This window comes from Mesorhizobium sp. B2-5-11, from assembly GCF_006440835.1.
Taxonomy (GTDB): domain Bacteria; phylum Pseudomonadota; class Alphaproteobacteria; order Rhizobiales; family Rhizobiaceae; genus Mesorhizobium.
In genome coordinates, this window is record NZ_VFUK01000004.1 from 491,221 (window position 1) to 504,662 (window position 13,442).

Annotated in this window: 10 protein-coding genes and 1 pseudogene; 2 read left to right on the plus strand and 9 right to left on the minus strand. The window is 64.1% G+C overall.

What is annotated here, in order from left to right; all coding sequences use genetic code 11:
- Nucleotides 1-20: 20 nt before the first annotated feature.
- The 9 genes and pseudogenes from hisN to FJ490_RS16315 form a co-directional block, all read right to left on the minus strand.
- Nucleotides 21-830, minus strand: a complete 810-nt coding sequence (gene hisN, locus FJ490_RS16280; protein WP_140500676.1) for a histidinol-phosphatase — start codon at nt 828-830, stop codon at nt 21-23.
- Nucleotides 817-1,551, minus strand: a complete 735-nt coding sequence (locus tag FJ490_RS16285) for an ABC transporter permease (protein ID WP_140500677.1) — start codon at nt 1,549-1,551, stop codon at nt 817-819. The genes hisN and FJ490_RS16285 overlap by 14 nt, the downstream gene beginning before the upstream one ends.
- A complete protein-coding gene (locus FJ490_RS16290) occupies nt 1,548-2,246 on the minus strand; it encodes an ABC transporter permease subunit (protein WP_210239462.1) in 699 nt (232 codons plus the stop codon). The genes FJ490_RS16285 and FJ490_RS16290 overlap by 4 nt, the downstream gene beginning before the upstream one ends.
- Before the next feature lie 77 nt (nt 2,247-2,323).
- A complete protein-coding gene (locus FJ490_RS16295) occupies nt 2,324-3,115 on the minus strand; it encodes a transporter substrate-binding domain-containing protein (RefSeq protein ID WP_181165247.1) in 792 nt (263 codons plus the stop codon).
- 25 nt (nt 3,116-3,140) lie between these two features.
- Entirely contained in the window at nt 3,141-3,905 is a 765-nt protein-coding gene (locus FJ490_RS16300; RefSeq protein WP_140500680.1) for an ATP-binding cassette domain-containing protein, read from the minus strand.
- 129 nt (nt 3,906-4,034) lie between these two features.
- Nucleotides 4,035-5,516, minus strand: a complete 1,482-nt coding sequence (locus FJ490_RS16305) for a PLP-dependent aminotransferase family protein (protein ID WP_140500681.1) — start codon at nt 5,514-5,516, stop codon at nt 4,035-4,037.
- Nucleotides 5,517-5,739: 223 nt separating this feature from the next.
- Nucleotides 5,740-5,850, minus strand: a pseudogene (locus FJ490_RS33125) (integrase); the annotation flags it as partial.
- Between the two features lie 154 nt (nt 5,851-6,004).
- Nucleotides 6,005-7,336 (minus strand): aspartate aminotransferase family protein, encoded by a 1,332-nt coding sequence (locus FJ490_RS16310; protein ID WP_140500682.1) that lies wholly within the window; start codon nt 7,334-7,336, stop codon nt 6,005-6,007.
- Nucleotides 7,337-7,433: 97 nt separating this feature from the next.
- Complete coding sequence (locus tag FJ490_RS16315) at nt 7,434-8,411, minus strand: LysR family transcriptional regulator (protein ID WP_140500683.1); 978 nt, start codon at nt 8,409-8,411, stop codon at nt 7,434-7,436.
- Between the two features lie 119 nt (nt 8,412-8,530).
- On the opposite strand from FJ490_RS16315, the gene FJ490_RS16320 reads away from it, so the two are divergent.
- Together FJ490_RS16320 and FJ490_RS16325 are read left to right on the plus strand one after the other, a co-directional pair.
- Complete coding sequence (locus FJ490_RS16320) at nt 8,531-10,978, plus strand: FAD-dependent oxidoreductase (RefSeq protein ID WP_140728344.1); 2,448 nt, start codon at nt 8,531-8,533, stop codon at nt 10,976-10,978.
- Nucleotides 10,975-13,440 carry an FAD-dependent oxidoreductase gene (locus FJ490_RS16325; RefSeq protein WP_140630335.1) on the plus strand — a complete coding sequence of 822 codons (2,466 nt, stop codon included), beginning with the start codon at nt 10,975-10,977 and terminating at the stop codon, nt 13,438-13,440. The genes FJ490_RS16320 and FJ490_RS16325 overlap by 4 nt, the downstream gene beginning before the upstream one ends.
- Nucleotides 13,441-13,442 lie beyond the last annotated feature (2 nt).

Sequence of the window (13,442 nt, forward strand, 5' to 3'; positions counted from 1 at the left end):
GTGTGTACGATTCCTCTTCTTCAGGAAGCCGCGCGGGCCGGTGAGGTCGCGTTGGCCAGGATGCCTAGCACAGTTCTGTGCAACTCAGGTGTGGCGCTGGCCACGACGGAACGGCGGCCGGAACGGATCGTCAGCTCGCCGCCCTGCCAGTCGGTCATGACGCCACCGGCGTTACGCACGATCGGGATCAGTGCGCAATAATCGAAGGCGTCCAGCCCCCCGTCCACATTGATGTCCAGCGCGCCGTCGGCGACGCGGCCATAGGCATGGCAACCGCCGCCATAGACGCTCCAGCGCACCTGGCGGCGCAGCCTCTTGTAGGCGGCCGTATCCTTGTCGTCGAAGGATTCCGGGTTGCCGTTGCCGACAAGGGCCTCGCTAAGGTCCTGGCAGGCGCGCGTGCGTACGGGCTTGCCGTTGAGGGTGGTCGGCGAACCGTCGGCGCCCAGCCAGCGCTCGTTGGTGACGGGATTGTCGATGACCCCGAGCATGGGAACGCCGTTGCGGGCCAGCGCGATCAGCGTGCCGAAGGTCGGAATGCCGGTGATGAAGGCTTTGGTGCCGTCGATCGGATCGATGACCCAGACCCATTCCGCGTCGAGGCCGACGGACCCAAATTCCTCGCCGAGGATGCCGTGGTCGGGATACGCCTCCTGGATGCGCGCGCGCAGCCTCTCCTCGACCTCCCGGTCTACCGCGGTGACAGGGCTTGCATCGCCCTTGGAAACGAAGCCGTGTTGCTCGCTGAGCGCTTCCTGGATTGTCGCCCGGCTGACGTCTGCCAGCGAACCGGCGAAAGCCGTAAAGGTCTTGGGGTCAGATGCCGGCATTGTCGGCTCCCTCTATGAGTGGGGTTGCGGGTTCGTCCAGAGGACGCGTGTGTCGTGAAAGCCTGTATTCGAGGGCGCGCAACGCCGTGGTGAGCACGTAGGTAATGGTGAGGTAGATAAGCGCCGCGGTGATGAAGAGCTCATAGGGCGCGAAGGTGCGGGCGACGATCGTGTTGGCGGCGCCGGTCAGCTCCATGACGGTGATGGTCGAGGCGAGTGATGTGGATTTCAGCATGCTGACCACCTCGTTGCCGTAAGCCGGCAGGGCGATGCGGAAAGCGCCCGGCAGGATGATCGTGCGGTAGGTCAACGCCGTCGACATGCCGCAGGCACGCGCCGCCTCGATCTCACCGGCTGGCACCGCCTCGATGGCGCCGCGCAGGATGTAGGCGGTGTAGGCGGCCGTGTTCAGGCTGAAGGTCAGAATGGCGCACACCCAGGCCTGGCGCAGATATGGCCACAGAAAGCTGTCGCGAACGACCTCGAGCTGGGCGAGACCGTAATAGACAAGGAATATCTGGACCAGGAGCGGCGTGCCGCGGAAGAAGTAAATGTACCAGTGCAGCAGGAGGCGCACCGGCGCCGGGCCGCTGACGCGCAGGATGGCGACGGGAAGTGCCACCGCCATGCCGCAGAAGAGTGAGGCGACGAGCAGTTCGATCGTCGTGACGGTGGCCGACAGCAGCGCCGGCAGGCTCTCGACCATAAGCTCGAAGTTCATCGCGCCAGCTTCCTCTCGCCGCGCGTCGCACGCCGTTCCAGCGCGTCGACAATCGAGGTGTTCAGTATGGTGAGCAGGAGGTAGATCAGCGCCGCGGCGAGGTAGAAGCGGAAGGGTTCGCCATTGACCTGCGTCGCCATGGTGGAGATGCGCATCAGCTCCTCCAGCCCGACGATGGAGATAAGCGACGTGTCCTTGATGAGCGAGATCCAGTTGTTGCCGAGGCCGGGCAGCGCGTAGCGCCACATCAGCGGCAGGCGGATGTGGATGAAGCTGGTCGCGGCCGACATGCCGAAGGCATCTGCCGCCTCGATCTCGCCCTTGGGAATGGCGAGATAGGCGCCGCGCAGCACCTCGGCCGCGTAGCCGCCGAAGACCAGGCTGAGCGCGAAGACGCCGGCCGGCATCGCCGGCACTTCGAGAAAGTGGATGCTGGGGTCAATCATCTTCGCCAAGCCGGTCAGGGCCACCGTGCCGCCGAAATAGGCGATGAGGATGATGAGGAGTTCGGGCGTGCCGCGCACGACCAGAGTGAAGCCCCGGCCGGTGGCGCGCAGCACACAGTTCGAGGAGAGCTGTGCCAGCGCGCCGAGAATGCCCCAAACGAGGCCGACCGCCAGCGACAGCAGCGCGACCTCGACGGTGGTCATGAGCCCGCTCGCGACCTCCAAACCCCATCCCTGGAAAATGTCCATCTGCCGCTCCTGCGGTGGCAAGAAGAAAGACGCCGGCCATCGGGTGAAATGGCCGGCGATGAACCGTACGGCTCGGCCTAGTTCGATGCCGGCAGCACGCTGAACGACCAGTACTTGTCGTTGATGGTCTTGAACGTGCCGTCGTCGATCATGGCCTTCATCGCCTTGTCGAGCTCGTCGCGCAGGCCGGCATCGTCCTTGCGCATGCCGATGCCCACGCCTGGCCCGAAATACTTCACGTCCTTGATCTCCGGACCGATGAATTTGTAACCCTTGCCTCGGTCCTTGTTGAGGAAGTCGTTGGCGAGCTTGATCGGGCCGGCGAAGACGAGATCGGTCCGCTTGGAGGTCAGGTCGAGCAGCATGTTGTCGGCCGTGTCGTAGAGCTGGATCGTGGCCTCAGGAAAGTTGTCTCGCATGTAGTTCTCGTAAGTTGAGGCACGCTCGATCCCGATGGTCTTGCCCTTGAGACCATCGGGGTTGGGCTTGCCGTCGTCCGTCAGCGGCTTGGCATCGCTTCCGTCCGGACCGACGAACCGGGCGGTGGAGGAGCGGTACGGGATCGAAAAGTCGATGCTCTTCTTGCGCTCGTCGGTGATCGACATCGACGCGGCGAGAAGATCGAACTTGCCGGCGACAAGGCCCGGAATAAGCGAATCGAAAGGCATGCAGACAAAGGAGGCGTCGGCGCCGAGGCGCTTGACAACTTCCTTCGCGACATCGATGTCGAAGCCGCGCAACTCGCCGTTCGCGTCCTTGTAGTTGAACGGCGGGTATGTGCATTCACTGCCGACGCGCAGGTCGCGCGCCGAGACCTGCGCGGCGAAGGCGGCGAGGCCGGCCGCAAGCATCAAGACAAGTTTTTTCATCATGTTCCCCTGTTGTTTGTCCTGTTCAAAGAACGCGCTGCAGGAAGGCCCGGCAGCGCGCCGATTGCGGATCGCCGAGAACCTGTCCCGGCGGGCCGCGCTCCTCCACCATGCCCTGGTGGAGAAAGAGCACCTCGCGCGAGATCTCGCGCGCGAAACCTATTTCATGGGTGACGACGATCATCGTGCGTCCTTCTTCGGCGAGCGTGCGCATGACCGAGAGCACCTCGCCGACCAGTTCCGGGTCGAGCGCGGAGGTCGGCTCGTCGAACAGCATCAGCTTCGGCTCCATCGCCAGCGCGCGGGCGATGCCGACGCGCTGCTGCTGGCCGCCGGAAATATGCGCGGGGTAGTGGTCGCGCTTCTCGAACAGCCCGACCTTGGCGAGATAGGCCCCGGCTCGCTGCCGGGCCTCCTGTTTGGACAGGCCGAGCACCTTCATCGGTGCAAGCATCACGTTGTCGAGCACGGTGCGCTGGCTCCACAGATTGAAGCTCTGGAAGACCATGCCGATGCGGCTGCGGATGCGATTGATCTGGCGCGCATTCAGCTTCGCGCGCCCCGAACTGCGATCCAGCGTCAATTCCTCGCCTTCCACCGCGATCGTGCCGGCGTCGGGAATTTCCAGAAGATTCATGCAGCGCAGGAAGGTGCTCTTGCCCGACCCGCTGGCGCCGATCATGGTGATCACGTCATGGGCATGGGCGACCAGGTCGACGCCTTTCAAGACTTCCAGAGCGCCGAAGCTCTTACGGATGTTATTTGCCCGCAGGACGGTGTTTTGGTCCATGTCCACTTGGTGCCCTTGCCTCCCGATCGGCTGGACACGGAGATTGTCCCGGAAGCGCGGCTGCCCAAAGAGCCAATTTCGCCGACGGGCAGCGGACCAATTCCAGTCCCGTGGGCTGTGAATGCGTCGTCAACCGTGTTCGAGGATAGTCTGCGCGAGGATGTCGACGCAACGCGGGATGCGGCGGACCGACGTGTTGCCGAAGCCCAGCACAAGACCCCTCGGCTTGGTTTCCCGGCGTGCGTAGCGCGAGAGTGGTGGGCAGTCCAGCCCCTTCTGGAGCAGTGTTCGCGATACGGCCACGTCGTCAAACGGTTCGCGTGCGTGGACGGTCAGGTGCAGGCCGGCGTGAACGTCGGGAACGTCGAAGCCGTCTCGCAGCTTTGCGCGCAGGCATTGTGTCAGGCAGGCGGCGCGATCGCGGTAGATGGTGCGCATACGCCGAAGGTGCGAGGCGAGTCGCCCCTGGTCCATGAAGTCGGCGACCAGCGCCTGGTCCGGTAGCGGTGCGTAGAAGGAGAAAATACGCTGGGCGAGGGCGAACGCCTCGACCAGCGGCATCGGCGCGATCAAATAGGCGAGCCGCAGGCCGGGCGCCAGCATGCGGTTGAACGAGCCGGCATAGATGACCCGCCGCGGATCGCGCGCGTAGAGCGTCGTCTGCGCTTCGCCCGACCAGCGGATCTCGCTATTGGAATCATCCTCGAATATCCAGCCGGGCCGGTCCGCCGCCCAATCAAGCAGCTTTTGCCGGCGATCCGACGTCATCGTGCAGCCGAACGGCCATTGCTCGGTCGGGGAGACAACGGCCATACGCGCCTCTCGGACCATCACGCCGGCGGCTTCTGTATCGAAGCCTTGCCTGTCGAGCGGGGCGGGAACGGTGACAAGGCCGAAGGCTTCCAGCGTGGCGATCTCGGGCATGTGGCAAGGATCCTCGACCAGAACGGTGTCGCCGCGGTCGAGCAGAACATGAGACGCGAGAGCGGCCGCTTGCAGCGTATTGCCGATGACGATGATCTGTTCGGGACGACAGTTGATCGCTTTAGCCTCCGCCAGATAGCCCGCGATGCGGGTGGCCAGCAGTGGCGCGCCGCGCGAATAGTCATAGCCGGTGTGGGCGCTGGCGTGCTCGCGCCAGCGGCGGCTAGCGATCTGAGCGAACTCGTCATAGGGGAACTCGTTCAGCGCCGGCACGCCGGCGCTGAGATCGTAGGTCTCGATGCGTTCCGCTGGCAGGTTCATGTCGAGCAGCGCCTGGCCGCGGCGCGAGGGTGCCGGGAGCGCATTTGGACCTGACACCGGTATGACCGCCGTCTCGGCTCGGGGGTGATTGTCTTCCGGCAGCATGGTTTCGACGAAGGTGCCGGCGCCGATCCGACGTGCGACATAGCCCTCCGTGGCAAGTCGCTCATAGGCGAGGACAACGGTGTTGCGCGAGAGCCCGAGTTCCTCGGCCATGACGCGGCTTGGCGGCAGGCGCGCTCCTGGCGCCACGATGCCATCCCGTATCCAGCGGCGTAACTGCTCGAAAAGTTGCTCGTTCAACGGCGTGCCACGGCTGCGGTCGAAGACGATCCTGTTCCAGCTGGGATAGTTGAAAGCGTGCATGTCTGTTCACCGGCTACGGCGGGACCTCACGAGCGGCGACGCAGCCATAAGGATGATCTTCCTATCGAATTGAAATCACCCTATCACATGACGAACGATGAGCAGAAAGCCTTCTCTGCATGCGTCGAATGCCAGCTTTCAGCCACTGGCAGCGTTCACCAAATGGCCGAGATGCACGCGCAAATTGTTCACGGCTCCACTCGTGAAGTGGAGCCGCTCTTGATCACACCTCAGTTGCCTCGGCAAGTTCGAGAGCATCTTCTACATCGACTCCCAGATAGCGGACCGTGTTCACGATCTTGCTATGACCGAGCAAAGACTGGATGGCTCCCAGAGGATAACTGACCTCAATCCAACAAGCATGTTTCTGACAGCTCAGCCTCCGCACGTCGACAGAGCCGGTTTGGGCGGGCCCGGTCCTTTCCGAATGATTCTCTCTGCTGCTCAGCCGCCGCCAAAGGTTTGTGCCCCTCCGAGCACAGGAACCGTTATTGACCGCTGAATGCCGCAAAGCTTTTTTCGAAGCGGTCGACGACATCCTCGATATCGGACATTGCCAAGCAAAGCGGCGGACACATGCGGATGACATTGCGGTACGGTCCCGAGCGGCTGGCGACGAGCCCGTTGCGGCGCGTTTCCTCGAAAATGGCGAGCGTCTCCTCCGGCGCCGGCTCTTTCGTCGCGCCGTCCTTGACGAGTTCGATCGCAAGCATAAGCCCACGGCCCCTGATATCGCCGATGATTGGAAAGCGCTCCTTCATGTCGTTAAGGCGACCCTTGAGCACCGCGCCAACATCCCGGGCGTTCTCCTGGAGTCGTTCCTCTTTTATGACCTTTAGCACGGCTCGGCCGGCCGCGCATGCCACCGGATTGGCGCCATAGGTGTGGAACAGAAATTTATCGGCCATGGATTCAGCGACATCTCGCTTGGCGATGACCGCGCCGAGCGGGATGCCGTTGCCCACACCTTTGGCGATGACGACGATATCGGGCACAATGCCATGGGATTCAAACGCCCAGAAGGCATCGCCGGTTCGGGCGACACCGGATTGCACTTCATCAATGATACAGAGACCGCCGGCCGCGCGGACACGCTCGACAGCGCCGGCAATGTAGCCCGGCGGCATCGGCACGATGCCGCCATAGCCCTGCACCGGCTCGATAATCATGCCGGCCAGCCCGCCGCTGGTTGAACTCGCTATGGCGCGCTCGACCTCGTCGAGATAGGGCTGCAAGCCTTCGCCATGAATGCCGCGATACTGGTTGGGCTCGGCCACGAAAGTGACCCCGCCAAGCTGGGGCACGGGATGGCGAAAACCCGCTATCCCGGTCACCGACTGCGCGCCGAAAGTGGCGCCGTGATAGCTCGAGGCAAGCGCCAGCATGTCGATGTTGCCGGTATGCGAGCGCGCCATCAGCAGCGCAAGATCGATCGCTTCGGCCCCGCTGTTGGTGAAATGTACGACCCAATCGTGACCGGCCGGCATCGTTGCCACCAGTTCCTCCGCGTACTGAGCCGGAACCGGGTGGTAGAACATCGTCGTGCAATGCGTCAGTTCCGCCAGTTGCTCGGTGGCCGCCTTGACCACCTGCGGATGCGCGTGGCCGACCGAGATGCAAAGATTCATGCCGAGCAGGTCGATGTATTTACGATCCTTCTCGTCCCAGACATACTGGCCCTTGCCGCGCTTGAGGATCAGCGGGTCCTTGTAAGGAACGAACTTGCGCTGCGTGGCCGAATAGAAGCGGTTCCGCCGATCGACGATGGCCTCGGTCGACCAGTCGATGTCCAGGTTGGAATGGACGTGCGGAGCGTTCATGCCGTGTCTCCCGTGTTGCGAACTCCTGGATTGAAAACACGGAATGCGCGGCGCGCACACCGCCAAACCTCCTTATCAGGATAACTGATGGAGTTGATTAGTCATGCGACGAGGGGCGATCGACGGCATAGCAGTCGGCGGGAAGGCCAGGCAGGCGGGTGCTGATCGCGTTGGTCAGCACTTCCGCGGTACGCGTGGCGAAAGCCTCGGGGAGGTTTCCGAGCTCCCGCTCGCGCGCGACCAGAAGGATGTTGCGCGACAGCCCGGTGAACGGCAAGGGATGGACGTCAATCTCCATACCCTCCGCCAGCCCGTCGATGAGCAGGGTCGGCGTCAGGATCGCAAAGCCCATGCCGGCCGCGACCGGCGCCATCACCACGCTGGAGCGGTCACCTTCCATGGCACGCGGGATCTCGATGCGCAGGCGGCTCAGATGCTGGTCGACGCGCAGGCCAACCGGCGTCTCGCGCGAGAAGCGCACGAAGGCGAGCTTCTTGGAGAGCTTGACGATGTCACCGACATCGCCGGCAAAACCCTTTGGCGTCACCAGCAGGAATTTTTCGGTCATCACAGGATAGCGCGTCAGTCCCTCGATCTCGAACAGCTCGCCGGAGGTGACGGCGAGGTCGGCGCGGCGGGCCCGCAGCAAGGCGACGTGGTCGGTCGCCAAACCCGCGAACAGGCTGAGCTCGGGAATGCCGAAACCCTTGCGGGCAAGGACCGAAAGCGCCGGCGCCAGTGTTGTCGCGATCGACGCCAGAAGCGCGATGCGCAACAGCGGCAGCGGTGCTGCATTGACGCGCCGCGCGTCGGTGCGCAGGCCCTCGACCTCGGCCAGTATGGCAACGGCGCGGCGATGCAGCGCGATGCCGGCTTTGGTGAGCTCGATCGGCCGCAAATTGCGATCGATCAGGCTGACGCCGAGCGCGCTTTCCAGGTTCTTCAGATGCTGCGAAGCGGCCGATTGAGTCATGCCCAGCATCTGTGCCGCCTGGGTGACGTGCCTGGTCTCGACGATGGCGACGAAAACCTCGATCGATCGGAAAAGGTTGAAATCGAAACTGCCGCTCTTCACCCGCAACTCCGCCCGTGAAGCATCATAAGTTTTCCTAATGTTGCGAAATTTGGGTTGAGCGCAAGTAGTTTAGCGGGAAAAGATCGCGCTGTTCCAATCCAGCGAAGGTATCCCACAAGGTGAATGGCAGCGCACGCATCGTGATCATTGGCGGCGGTGTCATTGGCCTCGGCATAGCCTATCACCTTGCCGAACTGGGCGTGAGCGATGTCGTCCTTCTGGAGCGCCACCAACTGACCAGCGGCACATCCTGGCACGCCGCCGGAATCGTCGGTCCGTTACGCGCCAGCCTCAACCTGACAAGGCTGGCGCAATATGCGACCGAGCTGTTTCCACGCCTCGAGGAACTGACGGGCCAGGCGTCCGGCTACCGCCGCACCGGCGGCCTGTGGCTGGCGCGACGTGCGGAGCGCATGGACGAACTGAAGCGCATCGCGCATTTGGGCAATGTCTGCGGCCTCACCGTTGGGATTGTCGATCAGGCGGGCGTGGCCGAGCACGTGCGCGGCATCGTCACCGATGGCGTCGAGGGCGCGCTGTGGGTCGAGGAAGACGGCCAGGCCAATCCAGTTGATATCTGTGCGGCCTATGCAAAACGGGCCCGCGCCGCCGGTATCCGCATCCTCGAGGGGTTAGCCTGTTCGGGCATCGTGACCCGCAACGGCCGGGTCGCTGGCGTCAAGCTGGCCTCCGGCGCCACCATCGATTGCGAGACCGTCGTCAACTGTGCCGGCGCCTGGGCGCGCGATATCGGCGCGCTCGCCGGCGTTCCTGTGCCGCTGCAGGCCGTCGAGCACATGTATGTCGTGACGGAGCCGATCGCCGGCCTGCAGGATCCGTTTCCCATCCTGCGCGACCTCGACGAAGGCATCTACATCAAGGGTGATTCGGGCAAGCTGGTGCTGGGCGGCTTCGAGCCGAACGCCAAGCTCTTCGACGTTCGCGGACCGGTTGGCGACAGGCCATTCCTCGAACTGCCCGAGGATTGGGAGCAGTTCGAGCCTTTCATGTCGGCCGGGCTGAAACTCCTGCCGGCGCTGTCGCAGACCGGCATCAGGCACTTCATGAATGGCCCGGAGAGTTTTACCCCCGACACGCGGCCGCTGATGGGCGAGTCGCCCTATCTGCGCGGCTTCTATGTCGCCGCCGGCTTCAACTCGACAGGCATGATGTCGTCGGCCGGCGCCGGCAAGGCCATGGCCGAATGGATCGTCGACGGCGAGCCCAGCCTCGATCTGTGGGCGCTTGACATCGCCCGTTTCGACCGCGCCGCCGCGGCGCGCTCTTTCGTCGGCGCCAGGATGGAGGAAGCGGTTGCCGACCTCTTCCGCATGCATTGGCCTTACAAGCAGGCCGCCGCCGGGCGCGAGGTGCGGCGTTGCGCCTTTCACCGTACGTTCGCCGAAGCGGGTGCTGTGTTCGGCGCGCCGACCGGCTGGGAGCGACCGCTCTGGTTCGGCGGCACGGAGACGCGCGGCTATTCCGTCGGCGCTCAGAAATGGTGGAGCCCGGCCAAGGCCGAAGCCGAGCGAATGGCGCAAGGCGTTGGCCTGTTCGAGCTTTCGCCCTTCACCAAGATCGATGTGCGTGGACGCGACGCGATCCAGCTGATGCAAAGCCTGTGCGCGGGGGACGTCGACAGGCCCGAAGGCCGCGCCGTCTATACGCAGATGCTCAACGCACGCGGCGGCATCGAGGCCGATGTGACGGTCACGCGAGTCGACGAGCACGGCTTCCGGGTTATTTCAGGTGCCGCGACCAGACAGAAAGATTTTGCCTGGATCGCGCGCCATGCTGAGGATCTTGGTCTCAACGTCTCGGTCTTCGACGCCACGTCCGCGGAGGCCGTTCTCGGGGTCATGGGGCCGAATTCGCGGGCGCTGCTGCAGAGCCTGACTGACGTCGATCTTTCGGACGCAGCCTTCCCGTTCTCGACTTCGCGCCGCATCGACATCGGCACCGCGAATGTGCGGGCCACACGTGTCAGCTTTGTCGGCGAGCTCGGCTTCGAGCTTTATGTGCCGGTCGAACACGCCGAGAGCCTGCTTGCCATGATCGTCTCAGCGGGCGGCGCCCATGGCCTGACCTTTTGTGGCCACTACGCGCTGGATGGCTGCCGGTTGGAAAAGGGCTATCGCCATTGGGGCCATGATATCGGGCCGAAGGACACGCCGCTGGAGGCGGGCCTGTCCTTCGCGGTGTCCTGGAAGAGGGATGATTTCATCGGCCGCGATGCCCTGCTGAAGCAGAAGGCCGATGGCCTGAAGCGCCGGCTCATGCATTTCGCCGTCGACGGCGACAATCCGCTTCTGCTGCATGACGAACCGATCTATCGCGACGGCAAACTTGCCGGGTTGACGACGTCAGGTGGCCTCGGCGTTCGCACGGGGCTCAGCCTTTGCCTGGGCTACGTTGCCTGTGATCCAGGCGAGACGAAAACGCAGCTGCTTGCCTGCGACTACCAGATCGCGGTGGCCGGTGCGCGCTACAGGCTGCGCCCACTCGACAAGCCACCCTATGACCCAACCGGATCGCGCATGCGCGTAAGCGCGGAGGAAAATTCATGAGACAACAGGCCCGCGTGGTCGTTATCGGCGGCGGCGCCATGGGCGTGTCGCTGCTCTATCACCTGGCCAAGCGCGGCTGGAGCGATGTCATGCTCGTCGAGAGGCAGGAGCTGACAGCAGGCTCGACCTGGCACGCCGCCGGGCTCTGCACGCATTTCGCCCACAATGCGACGATCATGGAGATGCGCGCGCATTCGGTGCGGCTCTATCGCGAAATCCTGACCGCCGAGACCGGGTTGCCGACAGGTTTCCACCCAAGCGGCGCATTGCGCATTACGCGCTCGCCGGAGCGCATGGACGAATTCCGCCATGTGCAGGGGCTTGGCCGGTTCGTCGGCCATGACTTCCACATTCTCAGTCCCGATGAGCTCAAGCAGATCTATCCGCTCTGCCATACCGACGGCATCATAGGCGCGATCTACGAGCCCAATGACGGTCATGTCGATCCGACGCTGGCGACCAACGCAATGGCCAGCGGCGCGCGCTCGCGCGGCGCCGAGATCGTGCGCCACAATCCGGTCCTGGCAATCGAGCGCAAGCCATCGGGCGAGTGGCTGGTCCGCACACAACAGGGTGACATTGTCGCGGAGCATGTGGTGAACGCGGCCGGCACATGGTGCCGCGAGATTGGCGCCATGATGGGGCTCGACCTGCCCGTGGTGCCGATGCTGCACCAATATGTCGTGACCGATACCGTCCCCGAGATTGCCGACCGGATCGCCGCCGGCGCCAAGGAACTGCCGATCATCCGCGATCCGGAAGAAAGCTGGTATCTGCGCCAGGAGCGCGACGGCTTTATCGTCGGCCCCTATGAAAAGTCGGCTCACCCCTGGGCGGTCGATGGCGTGCCACCAGAATTCGGCATGGACTTGCTGCCGCCCGACCTGGATCGGGTCGAGCACATCATCGCGCTGGCGATGGAGCGTGTCCCGGCACTCGCCAATGCCGGCATCAAGACGGTGGTCAACGGGCCGATCACCTTCACGCCGGATGCCAATCCGCTGGTCGGTCCGGCATTCGGCCTCGGCAATGCCTGGCTGCTCACCGGCTCAAGCATGGGCGTGATGGAAGGCGGCGGCGCCGGTCGCTTTCTCGCCGACTGGATCGTCGACGGATCACCGCCAATGGATGCGCTTGCCATCGACCCACGCCGCTTCGGCAATTATGCCGACCGCGACTATCGCATCGACAAGGCGGTGGAAGGGTTCGGCCTGCAATTCGGCATCCACTATCCCAACGAGGAACGCGAGGCCGGCCGCCCGCGCCGCACGACGCCGGCGCTCGAACTTCAGAGAAGCCAGGGGGCAGTGCTGGGCGCCGCCTATGGCTGGGAGCGGCCGAACTGGTTCGCTGCCAAGGGCGCCGACCGTGACCCGCCACTGACCTTCCGCAAGCCCGGCTGGTTCGACGCGGTGCGCGGCGAGTGCCGTGACGTGCAGGCCAGCGTCGGCGCCATCGACCTTTCGGCCTTCTCCAAATTCGAGATCGGCGGACCAGGCGCCAGCGCCTTCATGGCTTCGCTCGGCGCCAACCGACCACCGGAACGTCACGGCCGCATCGGGCTCATTCACGCGCTGACGGCAAAGGGCGGCGTGGCGTCGGAATTTACCGTGACCCGACTCGGCGACGAAGGGTTCTACCTGACCAGCGCAGCACTTGCGGAGCGACATGACGAAGGTCTGCTACGCTCACGCGCCGCAGCCTTTCCAGGTGTGACGATCGACAACGTCACCGAAAGGCGCGGCGTGCTCGGCGTAATGGGACCGCGTGCTCGCGACCTCTTGGGAAAGATCTGCGAAGCCGATCTATCGAATGCTGCATTCCCCTGGCTTTCCGCGCAGATCATCCGCGTGGCCGGCATCAAGACGGCAGCGCTCCGGGTCTCTTATGCCGGTGAGCTCGGATGGGAACTGCACGTTCAGTTGGCGCAGTTCGGCAAGCTCTACGAAGCGATCACCAAGGTCGGAACGCAGTTCGACCTGCGTCCGTTCGGCATCTACGCGCTCAACGCGATGCGGTTGGAAAAAGGTTATCGTGCTTGGGGCGCCGACCTGACCACCGAACGTACGCCGCTGGAGGCTGGGCTGGGTGCGCTGGTCAAGACTGACAACCGGACGTTCGTCGGCCGTGAGGCGATGCTGGAGCGCATCGGCGAAAGCGCCTGGTCCATGCTGCTGCTCGAGATCGATGACGACCGCGAAAGGCTGCCGTTCTACGCCCACGCCGTGATGCAGGCGGGGCGCCCGGTCGGGGTCGTTACCTCCGGCAGCCACGGCTTCCGCACCGGCAAGACCGTTGCGCTCGCCTATCTGCGACCCGGTGTTGCGGCTGAAGGCCTGACCGTCTCGATCCTCGGCAGGGAACTGACGGCGCGGGAGCTGAAGAAAGCGCCTTACGATCCGGACAATCTGCGGCTGCGCGGCCTTCAGGCCGATGCGCCGGCCGCCTTCATGCCTGCCTGATC